This is a genomic window from Kribbella sp. NPDC048837, from assembly GCF_055586945.1.
In genome coordinates this window covers 129,441-147,417 of sequence record NZ_JBVJHF010000008.1, presented here as the reverse complement: position 1 = coordinate 147,417, position 17,977 = coordinate 129,441, and the positions used below count along the sequence as shown (strand labels likewise).

General features: G+C 70.1%; 18 protein-coding genes and 1 riboswitch. Of the genes, 4 read left to right on the top strand and 14 right to left on the bottom strand.

The genetic code is table 11. From position 1 onward, the window contains the following. Positions 1–32 precede the first annotated feature (32 nt). From ACZ6O0_RS33010 to ACZ6O0_RS32975, 8 genes are all read right to left on the bottom strand, one after another. Positions 33–560 carry a bifunctional adenosylcobinamide kinase/adenosylcobinamide-phosphate guanylyltransferase gene (locus ACZ6O0_RS33010; RefSeq protein ID WP_465768939.1) on the bottom strand — a complete coding sequence of 176 codons (528 nt, stop codon included), beginning with the start codon at positions 558–560 and terminating at the stop codon, positions 33–35. After that, positions 553–1,362, bottom strand: coding sequence for an ECF transporter S component (locus tag ACZ6O0_RS33005; protein ID WP_465768938.1), 810 nt, complete (start codon positions 1,360–1,362; stop codon positions 553–555). The genes ACZ6O0_RS33010 and ACZ6O0_RS33005 overlap by 8 nt, the downstream gene beginning before the upstream one ends. Further along, positions 1,359–2,969 carry an ABC transporter ATP-binding protein gene (locus ACZ6O0_RS33000; RefSeq protein WP_465768937.1) on the bottom strand — a complete coding sequence of 537 codons (1,611 nt, stop codon included), beginning with the start codon at positions 2,967–2,969 and terminating at the stop codon, positions 1,359–1,361. The genes ACZ6O0_RS33005 and ACZ6O0_RS33000 overlap by 4 nt, the downstream gene beginning before the upstream one ends. Further along, positions 2,966–4,054, bottom strand: a complete 1,089-nt coding sequence (locus tag ACZ6O0_RS32995; protein WP_465768936.1) for an energy-coupling factor transporter transmembrane component T — start codon at positions 4,052–4,054, stop codon at positions 2,966–2,968. Before ACZ6O0_RS32995 ends, ACZ6O0_RS33000 begins: the two co-directional genes overlap by 4 nt. Next, positions 4,055–4,759: an SCO2322 family protein gene (locus ACZ6O0_RS32990; RefSeq protein WP_465768935.1), complete on the bottom strand. Its 705-nt coding sequence runs from the start codon at positions 4,757–4,759 to the stop codon at positions 4,055–4,057. A 101-nt stretch (positions 4,760–4,860) separates the two neighbouring features. Further along, a riboswitch (cobalamin riboswitch) is annotated at positions 4,861–4,992 on the bottom strand. Then, a complete protein-coding gene (locus ACZ6O0_RS32985; RefSeq protein ID WP_360362053.1) occupies positions 4,980–5,189 on the bottom strand; it encodes a hypothetical protein in 210 nt (69 codons plus the stop codon). It overlaps the preceding riboswitch by 13 nt. After that, positions 5,186–6,196: an aldo/keto reductase family protein gene (locus tag ACZ6O0_RS32980; RefSeq protein WP_465768934.1), complete on the bottom strand. Its 1,011-nt coding sequence runs from the start codon at positions 6,194–6,196 to the stop codon at positions 5,186–5,188. Before ACZ6O0_RS32980 ends, ACZ6O0_RS32985 begins: the two co-directional genes overlap by 4 nt. Before the next feature lie 22 nt (positions 6,197–6,218). Then, complete coding sequence (locus ACZ6O0_RS32975; protein ID WP_465768933.1) at positions 6,219–6,806, bottom strand: DUF3043 domain-containing protein; 588 nt, start codon at positions 6,804–6,806, stop codon at positions 6,219–6,221. 165 nt (positions 6,807–6,971) lie between these two features. Between ACZ6O0_RS32975 and ACZ6O0_RS32970 the strand changes: the two genes are divergently transcribed. The 4 genes from ACZ6O0_RS32970 (at position 6,972) to ACZ6O0_RS32955 (ending at position 10,578) form a co-directional block, all read left to right on the top strand. Beyond that, positions 6,972–7,793, top strand: coding sequence for a PspA/IM30 family protein (locus ACZ6O0_RS32970; protein ID WP_465768932.1), 822 nt, complete (start codon positions 6,972–6,974; stop codon positions 7,791–7,793). Then, positions 7,790–8,065, top strand: a complete 276-nt coding sequence (gene pspAA, locus ACZ6O0_RS32965) for a PspA-associated protein PspAA (protein ID WP_465768931.1) — start codon at positions 7,790–7,792, stop codon at positions 8,063–8,065. The genes ACZ6O0_RS32970 and pspAA overlap by 4 nt, the downstream gene beginning before the upstream one ends. A gap of 290 nt (positions 8,066–8,355) precedes the next feature. Then, complete coding sequence (locus tag ACZ6O0_RS32960) at positions 8,356–9,885, top strand: sugar transferase (protein ID WP_465768930.1); 1,530 nt, start codon at positions 8,356–8,358, stop codon at positions 9,883–9,885. Positions 9,886–9,978: 93 nt separating this feature from the next. Next, the gene (locus ACZ6O0_RS32955; protein WP_465768929.1) at positions 9,979–10,578 is read left to right on the top strand and encodes an RNA polymerase sigma factor; all 600 of its coding nucleotides are present in this window, start codon (positions 9,979–9,981) and stop codon (positions 10,576–10,578) included. 33 nt (positions 10,579–10,611) lie between these two features. Here the strand turns inward: ACZ6O0_RS32955 and ACZ6O0_RS32950 are convergent, their stop codons facing one another. From ACZ6O0_RS32950 to ACZ6O0_RS32925, 6 genes are read right to left on the bottom strand one after another with little or no spacing between them, the layout of a single operon-like run. Next, positions 10,612–10,989, bottom strand: coding sequence for a hypothetical protein (locus ACZ6O0_RS32950; RefSeq protein WP_465768928.1), 378 nt, complete (start codon positions 10,987–10,989; stop codon positions 10,612–10,614). A gap of 6 nt (positions 10,990–10,995) precedes the next feature. Continuing rightward, complete coding sequence (locus tag ACZ6O0_RS32945; RefSeq protein WP_465768927.1) at positions 10,996–12,627, bottom strand: right-handed parallel beta-helix repeat-containing protein; 1,632 nt, start codon at positions 12,625–12,627, stop codon at positions 10,996–10,998. A 34-nt stretch (positions 12,628–12,661) separates the two neighbouring features. Further along, a complete protein-coding gene (locus ACZ6O0_RS32940; RefSeq protein ID WP_465768926.1) occupies positions 12,662–13,864 on the bottom strand; it encodes a glycosyltransferase in 1,203 nt (400 codons plus the stop codon). Next, positions 13,861–15,108 carry a hypothetical protein gene (locus ACZ6O0_RS32935; protein ID WP_465768925.1) on the bottom strand — a complete coding sequence of 416 codons (1,248 nt, stop codon included), beginning with the start codon at positions 15,106–15,108 and terminating at the stop codon, positions 13,861–13,863. Before ACZ6O0_RS32935 ends, ACZ6O0_RS32940 begins: the two co-directional genes overlap by 4 nt. Then, positions 15,105–16,736: a YveK family protein gene (locus ACZ6O0_RS32930; protein ID WP_465768924.1), complete on the bottom strand. Its 1,632-nt coding sequence runs from the start codon at positions 16,734–16,736 to the stop codon at positions 15,105–15,107. The genes ACZ6O0_RS32935 and ACZ6O0_RS32930 overlap by 4 nt, the downstream gene beginning before the upstream one ends. Continuing rightward, a complete protein-coding gene (locus ACZ6O0_RS32925; protein ID WP_465768923.1) occupies positions 16,733–17,947 on the bottom strand; it encodes a Wzz/FepE/Etk N-terminal domain-containing protein in 1,215 nt (404 codons plus the stop codon). The genes ACZ6O0_RS32930 and ACZ6O0_RS32925 overlap by 4 nt, the downstream gene beginning before the upstream one ends. Between the last annotated feature and the right edge of the window lie 30 nt (positions 17,948–17,977).

The following is a 17,977-nucleotide window of genomic DNA, read 5'->3' as shown; positions in this document are numbered from 1 at the left end:
CCGCACCCCATCACCCCAACCGCCTTGGCGTGTCATGTCAGGGGGAGGGTTCGGCCGGCGATGGTCCAGAGGACCTGGTCGGAGGCTAGCGAGATGGTGGTGTTGAGGCGGCCCATCAGGTCGCGGAACAGGCGGGTGCCGGCGTCGGCCGGCACCACACCCGAGCCGATGTCGTTGCTGACGGCAATCACCAGGCGCGGCGTCCGCGACCACGCGTCGGCGAGGTCGGCGATCCGCTGCTCGACCTGCCCGGCCCGGCTCAGATCGGACCAGACGTCCAGCGCGTCCATGGTGCGCGACAGCCAGAGCGTCAGGCAGTCGATCAGCAGCGGCGGACCGGGGGACTCGAGCAAGGGGACCAGGTCGATCGTCTCGACCAGACCCCAAGTGGCCGGGCGCCGGGCCTGGTGTTTGGCGACCCGCTCGGCCCACTCCGCGTCACCGGAGTCGTCCCCGCCGGTAGCGACGTACAGTACGTCGGCCTCCGCGGCCAGGCGGCGCTCAGCGGCGATCGACTTACCGGATCGCGCGCCGCCGAGGATGAGGATTCGTTCAGCCATCTGAGCTCCTGGAGTCGAAGCGCACCGGGACTTCGAACGCGGCCTTGCGCGCGGTTCGCCGGAAGGCGTTGAGCACCGGCCGCCCGAGCAGCAGCACCAGTACGGCGCACAGCACGCCACGCGGAATGTCCCACCCGAGCGACGTCGCCACCACGAACAGGAGGTACCGGTGCAGGTTGGCCGTCAGCTCGTCGCCCGGAATGAACGAGAAGTCGCTGCCGAACGTCGCATACGGCCAGAACCACAGGTTCATCACCACGCCGTACATCACCCCGGCCACCAGCGAGTACGCCGCCAGCATCAGCAACTCCAGCCGTCCGCCCACCCGCGGCAGCAGCCCGGCCAGGCACCCCACCCACGCACAAGCGAACATCTGGAACGGCATCCACGGCCCGACCCCACCAGTGATCAGCGCGCCACCCAGCAGCGACACCGCCCCCAGCACGAACCCGAACCCGGCACCGAACGCCCGCCCCGCCAGCACGAGCAGGAAGAACCCCGGCTCCAGCCCCGCCGTACCAGGGCCGAGCGCCCGCAGCGCAGTCCCCACCGCCGCGAGCATGCCGAGCAGCGAGATCACCTTCGCGTCGATCCCCGACTCGGACAGCTCCGCGAGGATGACGGCCACCAGCAGCGGCAGCAGCAACACGAACAGCCACGGCGCGTCCGTGGTGTGGCCGATCGCCGACTCACCCACCTGGTCGGTATGAAGGAACAGCGGCCACCCGAACGCCAGCAGCCCGACCAGCGTGGCAACGACCATCGTCGCCGTGCTGCGTGGCTTCAGCCGGACGAGTCTCACGACGCACGTTCCAACGCGGTCGCGACCTCACCGACGGTCAGGAACGGCAGTGGGGCAAGGATCTTCGCCACCTGCGGGGCGAACGCCGGGGACCCCGCGATCACCTCGGCCGTTGGGCCATCGCTCACCAGCTCACCCTCGGCCAACACCATGACGCGGGTAGCGACCTCGGCCACCATCTCCACGTCGTGCGTCGACAGCACGACCGCATGCCCGGCCGCGGCCAGCTCACGCAGAATGCCCACCAGCCGGCGCTTGGCGCCGTAGTCCAGCCCTCGCGTGGGCTCGTCCAGCAGCACCAGCGGCGGAGCGCCACACAGTACGACGGCCAGCGCCAGACAGAGCCGTTGTCCCTCGGACAGGTCTCGTGGGTGCATCGAGACGTCGATGTCCGGCGCCAGCCGATTCAGCAGCGCCCGGCAACTCCCCGCCGGCACGCGGAAGTCGGAGTCGGCGGTCGCACACTCGTCGGCGACCGTGGCGGCGTACAGCACGTCAGCCGGCTCCTGCGGCACCAGTCCGACCGCCTTGACGAGCTCGGCGGGCTTGGTACGCCGTGGGTCCGCACCAGCGGCCACCGCCGTACCGGAGCGGACCGGGCCGATGCCCACCAGGGCGTTGAGCAGGGTCGACTTGCCGGCGCCGTTGCGGCCCATCAGTGCGACGAGTTCACCGGCCTTGATGCTGACCGACACCCCGCGGAGAGCCATGAAGGTGCCGTAGGCAACGACCAGGTCGGTGCACCGCGCGAGCTCGGCACCGGGGACGGCCGACGACCGCTGCGGCGCGGTGGAGTCCAGCTGGCTTCGCAAGGTGACAGCAGCCCGCCGGGCGTCGCGTACCGACAACGGCAGGGGAGACCAGCCGGCCAGCCGTCCCAGCTCCACGACCGGCGGTGCGACCGGTGCCGTGATCATCCGATCGGCCGGAAGCCCGGTGGACACGGCAGCCGCGCCACCCGGTACTTCGATCACGCGGTCGGCGTACTGGATCACTCGCTCGAGCCGGTGCTCGGCCATGACCACGGTGACGCTCAGGTCGTGCACGAGCCGCTGGAGCGCAGCCAGCACCTCCTCAGCGGCCTGTGGGTCCAGTGCGGACGTCGGCTCGTCCAGCACAAGCACGGCAGGATGCGAGGTGAGCGCGGCGCCGATAGCGGTCCGCTGCCGCTGACCGCCGGACAGCGAGATCAACGCCCGGTCCCGTACGTCGGCCAGCCCGAGCAGGTCCAGAGTCTCCTCGACCCGGCGGCGCATCACGTCCGGCGCGACTCCGAGGGACTCCATGCTGTACGCCAGCTCGTCCTCGACCGTGTCGGTGACGAACCCCGCCATCGGGTCCTGCCCGACCAGACCGACCACATCGGCCAGATCGCGCGGCCGGTACTCGCGGGTGTCCCGGCCGTTCACCAGCACCCGGCCGGACAGCGTGCCGCCGGTGAAGTGCGGCACCAGCCCGTTGATTGCCCGCAGCAACGTTGACTTGCCGGACCCGGTCCGCCCGATCACCAGCGCCAGCTCACCCTCGGGCACCGTGAAGCTCACGTCCCGCAGCGCCGGCTCGGCGGCACCGTCGTACGTGACCGTCACCTGGTCGAACTCGATCATGTGACCGCCCGCCTGACCACCGGCGGTGCTGCGAGCGCGGGAGTCAGTCCCACGAGTATGCCGACCACCGGCAGTAGCGGAACCGGTGGCACCACCAACGGACCCGCGAGCAGCAGACCGGCGACACCAATGGCAGCCGCGGTCACCATGGCTCCGGCAGCGATCGCGCCAGACGCGACGACGAGCCACTCGGGCAAGGCCCACGGATCTGGCCGGTAGCGGGTTCGGGTGACCCGCTGGCGCCCGATCGCCATGGCGCCGACGGACAACAGCAGTCCCACCGCCAGTGCGGCCGCGGCGAACGGGAACGCCATGGCGTCGGTCAGCAACGCATAGACCCCGAGCAGAATGCCCAGCAACCCCAGCAGAACGCAGACCGCGGTCGTCCGACGCTGCGCCAGGGGGACCTGCGCCGTACGACCGTAGCCGCGCGAGTCCATTGCGGCGGCGAGCTCCACCGACCTGTCCAACGCACCCTCCAGCACCGGCATGGCCGTCGTACGGAACGAGCCGCGGGTGCGGCCGCGCAGACGGCGGGCGGCGCGAACCCGGCGCGCGTCCGTCACGAGCTGCGGTGCGAACGTCAGAGCGACCACACAGGCCACACCCATCTCGTAGAGGGCCCCGGGCAACGACTTGAGCAGCCGCCGGGGACTGGCCAGTGCGTTGGCCGCGCCGACGCAGCAGAGCATGACGGCCAACTGGCCACCGTCGTACAACGCGGTCAGGAGTGCCTCGAGAGTGACCTCGCCGCCGAGCTTGACGCCGTTCGCCCAGTCGGGCAAGGGGATCAGCGGCAGCGTGAACAACACCGTGTTGCCCTGCGAGCGGGTGGACAGCAGCGCCTGCAGCACCACCCGGACGCCGATGACCACCAGACCGAGCTTGAGGAACGCGGCGTAGCTGTGTGCCCAGGGAGCGTCGCTCCGGCGTGCGGCCACCACGAATCCGGTGACTGCGAGGATCAGCACGAGCAGCACCGGGTTCCGCGTCCGGCTGGCCGCGACGGCCATGCCGAGCGCCCACAGCCACCAGGCCCCCGGGTGGAGTGCCCGGGGGATCGTCAGGTGATCGACAGTACGCACTTACTTGGCTGTCCGCCGGCGGTTGAGAGCCAGACCGCCGCCGGCCAGGGCGACGACGACCACGGCGGCGATGATGATCCCGGTCCACGGCGCACCACCGTCATCGTCGGAGGACGATGCGGCCGGCGAGGTCGCGGCGGTCGAGCCGACGGCGGCACCGATCTGCAGCGTCACCGGGGTGTCGGTGGCCGGGACGTTGATGTTCTTCACCGCATCGCCGCAGCCCTTGGCCGGATAGCCCGCGATGCCGCAGGTCAGGCCCTTCTCGATCCGCACCGGCGCGACCGCGCCGAGGATCTTGGCGCCGTTCGCCTGGACGTCCGTGACCACGCAGGTGCCGGTGGCCTGCCCCGGAGTCTCACCACTGGCGGCGTCTTCCGGCGTACCGGGGTCGACGACCAGCGCCACCCGCTTCTTGCCGGTCTCGGCCGGCGTCTTGCCGCAGATCGCCTCGAAGTCGCCGGCGGCACGCGGCACGCGGGGCTTGGCGCCGCCGACGGCGAACCGCCAGCCCTCCACCGCCCCGTCGGCCGGGACGACGGCGTCCGCGCCCTTCGGCGAGAAGGCCCACTGGCCCGAGCTCCACTGGTAGTAGCCCCAGAAGCGATAGCCGTCCTCGGCCTGGGCGGTGGTGGCGACGGTCCCCGCCAGCAGGAAACCCGCCAGCGTGGCGAGGACCAGTCGTACGGTCCGGTGTGCAGTCATCTCATGTCCTCGATCGGGCCAGGTCGGAGCCATGGCCCGGTGGAGGAGGTCCCGCCTGCGCAGGCAGGGTAGGGGCTCCACCCGCGGACCACGGCGGGTAGTTGAGCCTGTCGCCTGCGGCACAGTGTTCCGGCTCGCCACACGAGGTGGCCTACGGTTGCGGGTCAGCGCCGGACTCGGACCGGCTTCCCTGTGCACGCAGGAGTGGTTCGACCGAAGCCTACTCTGCGGAGGAGAGACTCATCGGGCCGTAGACCTCGCGGCCGTCCTCCAGCAGGTACACCTGGCCGACACCGCGCTCGGCCAGGTCCCGCCAGCTCTCACCGAGCCAGCTCTCCGCGTCACCCTGCGCGGAGAACTCCGCCCCGCCGACCTCACCGGGGTCGACCAGGGCGCCGCTCGCGGTCTCGAACCGCCAGCTCCAGCTCATGAGCCAGGCCGGGTCTGCGGCGAGTTCTGCGCGGTCTTGGCCGGGTCGCGCTCGACGATCCCGCCGAGGACCTCGTCGATCCGCTTGAGCAGGCCCTCCTCGAGCTTCACGCCGGAGGCCTTCACGTTCTCCACGACCTGCTCGGGGCGGGACGCGCCGATGATGGCCGAGGAGACGTTCGGGTTCTGCAGCACCCAGGCGATGGCGAGCTGGGACAGCGCCAGGCCGGCCTCGTCGGCGAGCGGCTTCAGCTCCTGCACCCGGCCCAGCACGTCGTCGTTCAGGAACCGCTTGATCATGTTCGCGCCGTTGGCGTCGGTGGCCCGGGAGCCCTCCGGCGGCTGCTGACCGGGCAGGTACTTACCGGTGAGCACGCCCTGCGCGATCGGGGAGAACACCACCTGGCCGATACCGAGCTCCTCCGAGGCCGGCACCACCTCGGCCTCGATCACCCGCCAGAGCATGCTGTACTGCGGCTGGTTCGAGACGAACGGGATGCGCAGCTCCCGGGCCAGCCGGTGGCCCTCCTGCAGCTGCTCCGCGGTCCACTCGGACACGCCGATGTAGAGCGCCTTGCCGGAGCGGACGACGTCGGCGAAGGCCTCCATCGTCTCCTCCAGCGGCGTCTCGGTGTCGAACCGGTGCGCCTGGTAGAGGTCGACGTAGTCGGTCTTGAGCCGCTTCAGCGAGCCGTTGATCGACTCGTGGATGTGCTTGCGGGACAGGCCGACGTCGTTCGGTCCGCCCGGACCGGTGGGCCAGTAGACCTTGGTGAAGATCTCCAGCGACTCGCGGCGCTCGCCCTCCAGCGCCTCGCCGAGCACCGACTCGGCCTTGGTGTTGGCGTACACGTCGGCGGTGTCGAAGGTGGTGATGCCGGCCTCGAGCGCCGCGCGGACGCACGCCTTGGCCTGATCGTTCTCCACCTGGGACCCGTGCGTGAGCCAGTTCCCGTACGAGATCTCGCTGACCTTCAGACCACTGTTGCCGAGATAGCGGAAGTCCATACCCCTGACCCTACCGGCCCGGTCAGCTCGGCTTCTCGCCGCGCTTCACCATCGGCTTCGGGAGCCGCCAGCGGCGCATCTGCATGGTCCGGCGGACCGCGTAGAACCCGAGGCCCTTGGTCGACTCCTTCGGGAACTTCACCGTCACCGCCCGCCGCAGCCCGGCCGAGAGCAGGAACCAGTCCGCCGCGATCAGCAGGATCATCACCAGGAAGAGCAGGTTGACCACGCCGGCCAGCCACGGGAACTGCGCCGAGAACACCACGCCGACCAGCGACACCACCAGCAGCACCGGCAGCGCGAACTCCATCACCGAGTAGCGGGCGTCGACGTAGTCGCGGGCGAACCGCCGGACCGGGCCCTTGTCGGCGGCCGGCAGGTACCGGTCGTCGCCGGTGCGCATGGCGTCCTGCATCTTGGCCCGCTCGGTCCGGACCTTCTCCCGCCGGTACGCCGAGGCCTCCTTGCGGTTGCGCGGCTTCTTCAGCGCGGCCTTGCGGGCCGCCTCCGCCTCCTTGCGGGTCGGGGTGGGGCGTCCCTTCCCGCCCGGCTTGCCCTGGGGCTCGGCGGGTACGGTGGTAGCTGTCTCAGACTTGGTACGACGGAACACGGGGTCTGAACCTCATTCGGCAGGGCAGGTCGCGACTCGGGGTGGTCCCCGGACCTGAGCACCACTTTATCGGGGCCGGTCCTGATGGTGTGGTGACCCGTGGGGACATAGGGTGGAAAACGCACGCCGGGTCGTCACGCCGGCACAGAAGGGGTACGGATATCGATGAGCATCTTCAAGCGGATGTCGACGATCTTCAAGGCCAAGGCGAACTCCGCCCTGGACAAGGCCGAGGATCCTCGCGAAACCCTTGACTACTCGTATCAGAAGCAGCTGGAGCTGCTGCAGAAGGTACGGCGGGGCGTGGCCGACGTGGCCACCAGCCGCAAGCGGGTGGAGCTGCAGGCCTCCCAGCTGCAGGCCCAGTCGTCGAAGCTGCAGGAGCAGGCCCAGAAGGCGCTCTCGATGGGCCGCGAGGACCTGGCCCGGGAGGCCCTGACCCGCAAGTCCGGGCTGCAGGGCCAGATCGACGACCTGCAGACCCAGCACGCCCAGCTGCAGGGTGAGGAGGAGAAGCTCACGCTCGCCTCCCAGCGGCTGCAGGCCAAGGTCGAGTCCTTCCGGACCCGCAAGGAGACCATCAAGGCCACCTACACCGCGGCCGAGGCGCAGACCCGGATCAACGAGGCCTTCTCCGGCATCTCCGAGGAGATGAGCGACGTCGGCCTGGCGGTCCAGCGGGCCGAGGACAAGACCCAGCAGATGCAGGCCCGGGCCGGCGCGATCGACGAGCTGCTGGCCTCCGGCGCGCTCGACGACGCCAGCGGCACGGTCAAGGACAACATCACCCTCGAGCTGGACCGGATGTCGTCCAACTCCGACGTGGAGAACGAGCTGGCCGCGATGAAGGCCCAGCTCTCCGGCGGCAGCGCGCCGAAGGAGCTCTCCGGTGAGGCCCAGGGCGCCGCGGCGCCGCAGTCCGCCCAGCAGCCAGTGCAGCAGCCGGCCGCCGAGCCGGTGCGACCTCAGGACGGAGACGTTCGATGATCGTTCGCATCATGGGTGAAGGCCAGTACCGTCTGGCCGACGAGAAGCTGGACGCGCTGAACGCGGTCGACGGCGACCTGGAGAAGGCGGTGTCGTCCGGCGACGAGGCGTCCTTCCAGACCGCGTTCGCCGCGTTGCTGGAGTTCGTCCGGTCCGGCGCCAAGGTGCCGGACGACGAGCTGCACGACTCCGACGCGATCCTGCCGCCGGGCGACAGCTCGCTGGCCGAGATGCGCGAGCTGATCAGCGGCGACGGCCTGATCGCCGGCTGAGCACACCCCCGCGCCCGGCTGGGCGCACCCGGCGATCACCGTCCCCGACCCGGCGGCCGATCACCACTGGTAGTCACTCGAAGACCCTCAGGCCCGTTCAGCGGGCCTGAGGGTTTTTGCATGCCCGTCGGGTTGCGCAGCGGTAAACACTCGCGATCAGTGCTGTTATACGCCGCATCCACGTAGTACTCTCTGGTTCACGCCGTTGTGGGGGCGGCGTTCAACGAGGTCCGTGACGGGGTGTGGGTTGGTCGCGGGCGTCGCTTTTCACCTGTGGGGGGTGACTGTGCGTGACTGAATTTGTCATGTCCGAGGGGTTGGCCGATTCGGCTGACCTTCGGCCGGCGCCGTCGGGGGAACGTCGTCGGCCGGTCTGGCTGGTTCCGGACGAGATCCCGGCGATCCTGCCGCGATCGGCCCGTTACACCGAGGCGCGCTGGGTGGCGAAGTACCGGCGGTACTCGCTCGCGGCCGACGTCGGCGCGGCGCTGATCGGCGGTTCGCTGGCACTGGTGGCGCGGTTCGGGGCCCAGATCAACCTCGGCTATTTCGTGCTGACCGCGTTGCTGCCGATCGCCTGGCTGGCCTGTGTGGCGCTGCAGCGGGGGTACGAGACCCGCTACTTCGGCACCGGGCCGGAGGAGTTCCGATCCATCATCCGGGCCGCGGTGGCGCTGACCGCGCTGCTGGCGATCACGTCGTACGCGACCAAGAGCGAGGTCGCTCGTGGTTTCGTGATCCTGGCGGTGCCGATGACCTGTCTGGCGGCGATGATCGGCCGCTGGGTGCTGCATCGCAGCATCTCCTGGCGGCGGTTCGCCGGCCGGTGCATGCGCCGGGTGCTCGTTGTCGGGCGCAACGACCAGGTGACCACGCTACGGCGGCATCTGGAGGAGCGGCCGGCCGACGGCTACATCGTGGTGGCGAGTTGCCTGCCGCGCGGTGACGCCGTCGAGGAGGGGCCGGAGGTCGAGCGGCTGGGCCGGACCGAGATGGACATCCTGGCCGCGGTCGACCAGTACGACGTGGAAGTCGTCGCGGTCGCCGCCGACCCGGAGCTGGCCGGCTACACGCTGCGCAAGCTGTCCTGGGCGCTGGAGCAGCGCGGGGTCGAACTGATCGTCTCGCCGGGCATCGTCGAGGTCGCCGGGCCGCGGATCTCGATCCGCCCGGTCGCCGGCCTGTCGCTGCTGCACCTGGAGCGGCCGTCGGTCTCCGGCGGGCCGCACCTGCTGAAGAGCATCTTCGACCGGGTGGTCGGCTGCCTGCTGCTGCTCGGCGTCGCGCCGATCCTGATCGTCACCGCGGTCCTGGTGAAGCTGACCAGCCGCGGGCCGGTGCTGTTCCGGCAGACCCGGGTGGGGCGTAGCGGTGAGCAGTTCTCGATGCTGAAGTTCCGGACGATGGTCGCCGACGCCGAGGCCCGCAAGGCCGAGCTGCACGCGCTGAACGAGGGCAACGGGGTGCTGTTCAAGCTCCGCGACGACCCGCGCGTGACCAAGGTGGGCAAGTATCTGCGCCGGTTCTCGATCGACGAGCTGCCACAGCTGGTGAACGTGCTCCGCGGCGACATGTCGCTGGTCGGTCCCCGGCCGCCGCTACCGGCCGAGGTCGCGCAGTACGCGATCGACGACGCGCGCCGGATGCTCGTGAAGCCGGGCCTGACGGGTCTGTGGCAGGTCAGCGGACGCAGCGATCTGACGTGGGAGGAGTCCATGCGGCTCGACCTGCGCTACGCCGACAACTGGTCGATCGCTCTGGACCTGCTGATCTTGTGGAAGACCGCTCGCGCCGTGCTCGGTAGCGACGGCGCCTACTGAAGTACTCGCGGCGGCCATCTGCCGGCCGCCGCGACGAAGGCACCAAACGTCGGGGGACGTCAATTACGCGGTGCATTCCCGAGGGGGGAATTCATGATGCAACACCTCAGTGCCGAGCCCGGTACTGATCACACGACGACCGAAGACACCACTGTCCGGTCCGAAGCCGCGACCCTGGTGATCCAGGCCGCGTCCGGGGACCAGGGCGCGTGGAGCCGGCTGGTCGACCACTATGCGCGGCTCGTCTGGGCCGTGACCCGCAGCTTCCGGCTCAGCGACAGCGACGCGGCCGACGTCTCCCAGATGGTCTGGCTGCGGTTGCTCGAGCACATCCACCGGGTCGACCCCGAGCGGGTCGGAGCCTGGCTGGTCGTCACGACCCGCCGGGAATGCCTGCGGGTACTGGCGTTCCGCAAGCGGGTCCTGCTCACCTACGAGTCGGCCGCGTTCGAGGGGGTCGCGGGGGACCAGCCCGAACTCGACGCCGATCTGCTCGCCGGCGAGCGGGCCGACGACGTACGCCGTGCGCTCGAAAGCCTGCCGGACCGGTGGCAGCGGCTGCTCGGCATGCTGATGGCCGACCCGCCCGCGCCGTACGCCGAGATCTCCGCCACCATCGGGATCCCGATCGGGAGCATCGGCCCGATCCGCGGTCGGTGCCTGGAGAAACTCAGACTGCTGCTTGCCTCCTGAAGCAGCACTTGCACCGGTCCGGACGGCCTGCGATCAGAGGATGATCCAGGCGGTCCGGACCGGTCGCTGCGTGCCGCCCGGCCAGCGGAGCAGGAAGCTCACCAGCCGGGCCGCGGTCGGGCCGTCGGTGTCGCCGCCCCGGGACTCGACCACGACCGGACCGGACGGCGAGACCCGCAGCTCGATGGTCAGGTCGGCCTGTCCGCGCACGTCGACGTCCAGGGTGATGCCGTGGCCGGTGAACCGCAGCCGGCGGATGTCGCCGTGACCGGTGTCCGGTGCGTCGACGAGGCTGTCGAAGACCAGGTCCAGGACGTCGAGATCCCGCTCGTGCCGCCCGAACGCGGCGTAGCCGACCGAGCGGAGCAGTGCGATCTGCTCGCCGGCGGCACGCTCAGGAGGCCCGATCATGGCTGCTCAGCGCTCCCCTTGGACCTTGATCACGCTGTCCTGGTCCTGCCCGTACGGCGCACCCTGCCAGGCCGCCCAGTTCACCCGGTTGCCCTGCTCGTGCACGATGAAGTTCCACGGGCCGGCGTAGGTGTTGTTGAAGAACCGGTTGCCCTGGTGGAACGTGATCGCGTCCTGCACGGTGGCCCGGTGGTACGGCGACCAGGCCGGGAACGTGCCCCAGTTGGAGAACAGCCCGTTGTAGCCGCAGCCGCTCCGGAACGCACACGTCGCCCCGATCTTCTCCGGCTCGAGGGTGAACACGTTGTCGTGCACGCGCACGTTCTGCGTCTTCCACCGGCAGTCGCTCAGGTACGGCTGGTTCTTGATGGTGGTCGCGTTACAGGTCTTGGCGTTGACCACCGAGGGGTTGACCAGCGTGCCCGAACCGGTGCTGGTGTTGGCCGCCGACCCGGCGAACCGGTCGGCGTTCTCCCACAGGATCACGCCGGCCCAGTTGTCGGTGAAGACGTTCCCGCTCACCTCGAAGGTCTGGTTGAACAGGCCGGGCACCCGCGGGTCGCTGCCGGACTCGGAGATGTACAGCGCGGGCGTCGGGAAGCCGCTGTTGGCCGGTCCCTTGCCGAGACCGTTGCGCAGGAACGTGTTGCCCCGGATGCCGGCGTTGTAGCTGGTCTCGTAGAGGATGCCCTCGGCCAGGTTGTTGGAGATGTAGTTCTCCTCGATCACGAACCCGGTGTTGTTGGTGTCGGCCCACAGCCCGACGCTGAGGTTGTCGTGGATCCAGTTGTGCCGCACGACCGCGCCGGTGACCTCCCAGAACTTGCCGCCGCCGGTGCAGCCGCACCCGCCCTTGAGCTTCTCCCAGTCGTCGGTGTTGTTGCCGGTGATCTCGTTGCCCTCGATCGTGATGCCGGCCACCTTGCCCGGGTTGTAGGCGTTGAAGCCGTACTGCCCGTTGTCCTTCAGGCAGTTGCCCTTGAGCACGTTGTGGTCGCCGACCATGACCCCGGCACCGGCGTTGTCCGTGATGGTGTTGCCGGCGATCGTCCACCGGCCCGCGGCGTCGTGGTTCACCACGCCCTCGTCGTTGTTGCTCCGGAGCGGACCGAAGTTCTGGATGGTCAGGTTCTTCACCGTGACCCCGGTCGCGTAGCCGGTGAAGGCGTAGCGGTTCTTCCGGCCGCCGTCGATGATCGCCCCGGGCGCACCGATGTAGGTGTTGCCGTCCTTGGGGATGACCTGGGCGTACTGGCCGGTTCCGAGTTTGTGCGTTCCGGCGGTCACGTAGAAGGTCGTGCCGGCCGGGTTCGACTGCGTGAGCGCGTCGAGCTTCTCGTTCGGGCCGACCACGATCGCGCCGGCCGGGGCGGTGGCCGGGCCGGACAGCGCCTTGGCGTTGTCGCAGATCTTGGCCGGCGGGGTCGTCGGCGCGGTCACCTGGGTCAGCGTGGCCGCGGGCGAGGTCGATCCGCCGGGCCCCGCCTCCGGCGAGTCCGAGTCTCCGGTGAAGACCGCGATTCCGGTCGCCACCAGGGCCGTGACGACGACCAGCGCGGCCGGGACGACGATCCGCGGTCGCCGGTACCACGCGGGTCCGTCGCCGGACGGCGGCGGAGGCGGGTCGCCTTGTGCCATGGGGTTTCCTTCGGGGGGCATGGGTCCTCGAAACTCAGCGTCGGGCGATTACCGGGTGCTCGATGGCGTACCGGTAGATCTCGAGCAGTTGCTCGATGCTCTGGTGGGGTCGGTGCTTCTTCTCGTACGTCGTGCGCGCCTGCCGGCCGAGTTCGTCGTACCGGTCGGGCGACGCGTCGACGTCGAGCAGCAGCTTGGCGAGCGCGTCGGGGCGACCCGGCTCGAACAGTGCGCCGTCGACGCCGTCGGTGATCAGGTCCGGGAACGACCCGTGGCCCGAGGCCAGCGGCGGTACGCCGACCGCCATCGCCTCGACGACCACCAGGCCGAACGTCTCCTCCCACTCCGAGGGCAGCACGACGCCCCGGGAGCGGCCGATCAGTTCGAACACCTGCTGCTTGCTCATCAGCCCGCGCAGCTCGACCGACGGCCGGGTGGCCGCCCACGCGGTCACCTCGTCCAGCATCGGGCCGCCGCCGGCGATCACGAGCCGGAGCGCCTCGTCGCCGGCGACCGCCCGATAGGCGTCCCAGCCCTTCATCAGCAGGGGAGCGCCCTTGGCCGCGTCGAGCCGGCCGACGTACGTCACCTGCCGCTCCCGCGGTCCGCCGACCGGGCCGTCGTACGGAACGACGTTGTGCTTGACGAACGTCCGGTCCGGATCGAAGTCCATCGCGCCCATCAGGCGACGCTGGGACTCGGAGATGAAGATGTACGCCGAGACCAGCCGGCGCCAGCTGCGGCGATGACCGCGTGCATTGAGCACAGTGGTCGAGGTCGCCAGCGCGGATCCGCGGTAGCAGCGGTGGATCACCGCGGAGGCAGGGTTGCCGCCGGCGCAGTCGTGGCACACCTCGCCGTTGCGGAAGAAGTCACCGCTGGCGCACAGCAGCTTGTAGTTGTGCAGGGTGATCACGACGGGTACGCCGGCCGCCCGGCACGCGTACAGCACGGACGGGCTCAGCAGCGGGAACGTGTTGTGGATGTGGACGACATCCGGCTTGTCCTGCTCCAGCACCGCGGCGAGGTCCCGCCGGCTGGTCGGATTCCAGACCACGCGAGCGGGCAGCGTCGCCTTCTGCCACGCGGGCCACTCCTCGATGTCGTCACTGTGCCGTTCGAAGTGCCGGACGTCGTGCCCGAGCGCGGCCAGCGCCTCGCTCTCCTGATCGACGACCCGGTTCTCTCCGCTCGGAGCGGTCGACCGGTAGCGGTTGTGTACCAGCAGAATCTTCATCGCGGTCCCTCGCGAGTGGACGTGGAGTAGACGAGTGACGCGGCCAGCGTCAGTTCGAGCAGGTACGGCGACGCCTCGCTGAGCCCGCTCTCGGTGAACGAGGCGATCACGCAGTAGGCGACCAGGAAGAGTGCGAGCGCCCGGTGCGGGCCCTGCGGCCGGAACCAGGCGGCGGTCAGGACGAACAGCACCAGCATGATCGTGATCGCGACCCCGGCCAGCCCGACGTCGTAGTACGTGCCGAGCCAGTTGCTGTCGATCGGCAGGCCGTTGAAGGACTTGTTCGACAGGCCGAAGCCGAACAGGGTCTCGAAGGTCGTCCGCGGCTGGGCCAGGATCGAGTCCCACACCGCCTTCCGTCCGGTCAGGGCGCCGAGCTCCTGGGTGTCCTGCCCGCGGGCCAGCCAGGTCGTCACCACCGAGCTGAGGGTCAAGGCCCCGACGGAGAAGACGACGATGCCGACCGCGAACGCCTTGCGCACCCGCGAGCGCGCGGTGAACAGGCTCAGCCCGGCGATCAGCAGGCCGGCCAGCAGCGCGATCAACGCGGTCCGGGTGTGGGTCAGCAGCAGGACCGGGATCGCCACCAGCACGCTGGTGAGCGCGACCGCGCGCCGGAGGTGGCCGGACATCCACAGCACGATCGTGAGACCGGCGGCCACCGCGGAGTAGTGCCCGACCTGGGTCGGCGGGATCGGCCAGATGATGCCGCCGAGCCGGTCCTCGGTCAGCGCCAGTCCCGGTGCGATGAACAGACCGAGGACGACCGAGGCGAGGATCGCCCACAGGACCATGAGGTGCGTGCGCACCAGCAGCAGGTCGCGACGTGTCCACCACGGCGTCAGCAGCCACAGCACCAGGGCGAACCCGCACAAGCGGCCGGCCCGGAACAGGGCGCCGAACAGGAACTCGGCCCGGACGCTGGCCAGCAGGCCCTCCACGGCCAGGGTCAGCAGCAGGAAGATGAAGACACTCGGCCGGATCCGGACCGGCCGGTTCACCGTCAGTGCCACCGTCAGGGCGCCGATCAGCGCCATCTGCGCGATGAGCTTGCCGACCGATCCCGGGATGGGAACGATGTGCGGCGCCCCCGGGAAGAACGTCATCACGTTGAGCACCAGCAGCGCCCAGGCGAGCTGGACGCGCCGCCGCCGGCGGACCTCGGGCGCGATGACCCGCCGGGTCGGGCGGTGACCCAGCCGGGTGGCGAGCTGGGTGCCGAGGCGGGTGGCGACCGTGGTCATCGGCGGAACATCTCGACGTCCACGGTCCGGGGGCGGCCGGCCTCGGCCTCGGTGATGCCGACGCCTTCGTCCGTGCGGTCCGGAGCCAGCACCACGGCGGTGTCCATCTCCAGCCCGGCCAGCCGCAGCATCTCGCCGGTGGCCTGGATCTTGGTGGTGGTCGACCGGCCCGCGGTGACGACGACGGCGGCGTGCGACGCCCAGGTGCCGAGGTGATCGGCGCCGATCTCCGGCGTCAGGGTGGTCAGGCTGAGGACGAGATCGGCGACCTCCCAGGCGGCGTCGAGCTGGATGTCACCGGAGTTCGCCGGCCGGCTGGAGTCGCTGAGGTGCAGGTAGCAGCCCAGCGCCGGCCCGGCGGCCGGGTCTGGGCGGTGGACGTCGATGCGCTGGCCGGGCTGGCTGAAGCGGGACTCGTGCGTACCCGGAGTCTTCACCCCGAGCATGCCCGCGAGCCGGCCGGACTCGGTCAGGTCGGCGACCAGGACGTGCTTGCCGTCCTCGGCCAGCGCCACCGCCATCGACGCCACCACGAGCGCGCAGGTCTTCACGTCGTCGACGCTCACCACGGTCATCGCCGGTGTCGGCAGCTCGCCCCAGAAGACGCGCTGGTCGAGGTGCTGCACCATCAGCCGCACCTCCGGCTGCCGTCGTTGCGAGGCCCGCAGGTAGCGCGGACGCGGCAGCAGTTGGAGGCGCGACGGGCGTGGGCTGCTCAGCCGGATCCGGGCGCCCAGGGCCTGGGCGATGTCCTGGCGCTTCCACAGCCGGTCGGAGATCAGCGCGCGCACGATGACGAAACCGAGACCGATGAACAGTCCCGCGATCAGCCCGGTGCCGGCGTTGATCGCGAGCGTCCGCTTGGCCGAGACCGGCACCGGCGAGGCCACGTCGAGCATCCGGCTGCTGTTCATCCGCAACGCCTGGGTCTGCTGGTCGAGCAGTTGCTGCCGGACATACGTCTCCCGGTCACGGGCGGCGCCGAGGCGGACCCCCTCCGGGCTGTTCGGGCGCTTCATCTCGTCCGGGTTGTCACCGGCGGCCGTGACCGCCTGCTCGGCCACGGACACGTCGTTCTGGGCCGAGGTCAGGTCGCGGACCAGCGGCGCGTTCTGCAAGGCGATCTGTTCCTTGCGGTAGACCAGGAAGACCTGAGCGACCGCGGTGGCCAGCTTGGTCGCCTCGTCGCTGGTTTTCGCTCCCGCGGTGATCTCCATCACCCGGTCGGTCTTCGCGGACGCGCTGTACTGCTTGAGCAGGTCGTCCTGGGTCTCCGGCAGACTGAGCAGGTCGATCACCCGCTGCGCCACGGTGTGCGTGGTCGCGAGACTGACGTCCGTCGCCATCGCCTTGGCCGGGTCCTCACCGTCGCGATGGGTCAGCAGCAGCCGGGTCGACGACACGTGCGCGGCCGGCAGGACGAAGGTCGACGCCACCCCGCCGGCGAATCCGATCAGCGCGATGACGAGCCAGATCCGCAGATGCCGGCGGACGGCGTCGCGGAGAAAACGGAAGGTGACCAGGGCGTCCGGCGGGAAGGCGCTCGACCGCTGGTCCTCGAACAGCCCGTCGTCATCGGCCCAGGCCGGCTCGCTCACCACGGGCTCGTTGAACGGCTGGTTACTCATTTGGTCCTCCTCGCGGTGCCGGTGAGGAGGGTGGGCAGCCGCGAGCTGGACCGGCGCATCGACTGCGAGACGCGCCCGATGGTGCGGTCCGTCGGGTCGGGATCGGTGACGACCAGGCCGTCGATGTTGCGGTCGTCGGCCGCGGCCGCGACCGCCAGCCGGGCGAGTTCCTCGGCGGTGACGGTGCCGGCCGACAGCGCGACGATCGTGTTCGTGGTCGGCTCGGCGCCGATCACGTGCGGCGCGTCCCGGTCGACGACGACCAGGTGGATGCTCAGGGTGGCGTCGCCGGACGGCTCCTGGTGCGAGTCGACCACGATCGCGGTGGTGATGCCGATCGACCCGGCGAACGCCGCGAGCTGCGGACCGAGCGGCAGCGCCTTGTCGTCGCCGGCGAACGAGAGGACGGTCAGCGAGACCGGCCCGCGGCCCTTCACGTCCAGGCCGAGGTGGTGCAGCGTCTTGCGCAGGCTCCACGCCTCGACCGCGGTCGGTGAGTAGTGCTCGAGCAGATTGGCCCAGTCGGAGGCGTCGTTCGCCCGGTACGACGAGACGGACGCCAGCACCGGCAGTCCGACCGCGTCGGCGAACTCGTCGCGCAGCCGCAGCCGGCGGTCGCCGCGCTCCTTGGCCAGAACCCCGATCGACCCGGCCACGGCGCCGATCAGCGCGCCGAGCAGGCCGAAGATCCCCAGATGAATTGCCAGATTTCCACCTCGTGCGGTGGTTGCCTGCTCCAAGACCCGTGCCCCCGTTTTCTTCCCCAGGTCGCCGGGCAGCTTCTGGTCGGTGGTGACGAAGACCAGGTAGACCTCGGCGACGGCGTTCGCCAGTCGCATCGACTGGCTGGCCGTCGTGCCCTTCGCGTCGATCTTGATGACGTCCTCGGTGACGGCGGTGACCTTGACCCGGCCGCGGACCACTTCGGTCGGCAGCGGCGGGGTCAGGTTCTGTCCGGCGCTCTTCAGCACCGGCTCGCTCTCGGCGATGAAGACCTGCGTGTCGATGCTCTGTGTGCCGGTGGCCTTCTCCGGATCGGCGGCCGGCGGTGGTGGCAGCACCACGAGCGAAGTGGCGGTGTGCAGGGGAGGCACCAGGAACCCGGCGGCGATGCCGCAGAGCAGCCCGGCCGCGGCCACGGCGGCCACGATCAGGCGATGCCTTCGGATGGCCCGCCAGGACTTCTTGACGTCGAGCTGCTGTGCGCTCACAGTCCCCTCCAGTCGAACGCCACGGTGTTG

Coding starts and splice junctions, on each gene's coding strand:
- ACZ6O0_RS32930 (WP_465768924.1), bottom strand. CDS start 16,736: ATGAGTAACCAGCCGTTCAACGAGCCCGTGGTGAGCGAGCCGGCCTGG.
- ACZ6O0_RS32990 (WP_465768935.1), bottom strand. CDS start 4,759: ATGACTGCACACCGGACCGTACGACTGGTCCTCGCCACGCTGGCGGGT.
- ACZ6O0_RS32980 (WP_465768934.1), bottom strand. CDS start 6,196: ATGGACTTCCGCTATCTCGGCAACAGTGGTCTGAAGGTCAGCGAGATC.
- ACZ6O0_RS32970 (WP_465768932.1), top strand. CDS start 6,972: ATGAGCATCTTCAAGCGGATGTCGACGATCTTCAAGGCCAAGGCGAAC.
- pspAA (WP_465768931.1), top strand. CDS start 7,790: ATGATCGTTCGCATCATGGGTGAAGGCCAGTACCGTCTGGCCGACGAG.
- ACZ6O0_RS32945 (WP_465768927.1), bottom strand. CDS start 12,627: ATGGCACAAGGCGACCCGCCTCCGCCGCCGTCCGGCGACGGACCCGCG.
- ACZ6O0_RS32935 (WP_465768925.1), bottom strand. CDS start 15,108: ATGACCACGGTCGCCACCCGCCTCGGCACCCAGCTCGCCACCCGGCTG.
- ACZ6O0_RS32985 (WP_360362053.1), bottom strand. CDS start 5,189: ATGAGCTGGAGCTGGCGGTTCGAGACCGCGAGCGGCGCCCTGGTCGAC.
- ACZ6O0_RS32955 (WP_465768929.1), top strand. CDS start 9,979: ATGATGCAACACCTCAGTGCCGAGCCCGGTACTGATCACACGACGACC.
- ACZ6O0_RS32950 (WP_465768928.1), bottom strand. CDS start 10,989: ATGATCGGGCCTCCTGAGCGTGCCGCCGGCGAGCAGATCGCACTGCTC.
- ACZ6O0_RS33000 (WP_465768937.1), bottom strand. CDS start 2,969: ATGATCGAGTTCGACCAGGTGACGGTCACGTACGACGGTGCCGCCGAG.
- ACZ6O0_RS32940 (WP_465768926.1), bottom strand. CDS start 13,864: ATGAAGATTCTGCTGGTACACAACCGCTACCGGTCGACCGCTCCGAGC.
- ACZ6O0_RS33010 (WP_465768939.1), bottom strand. CDS start 560: ATGGCTGAACGAATCCTCATCCTCGGCGGCGCGCGATCCGGTAAGTCG.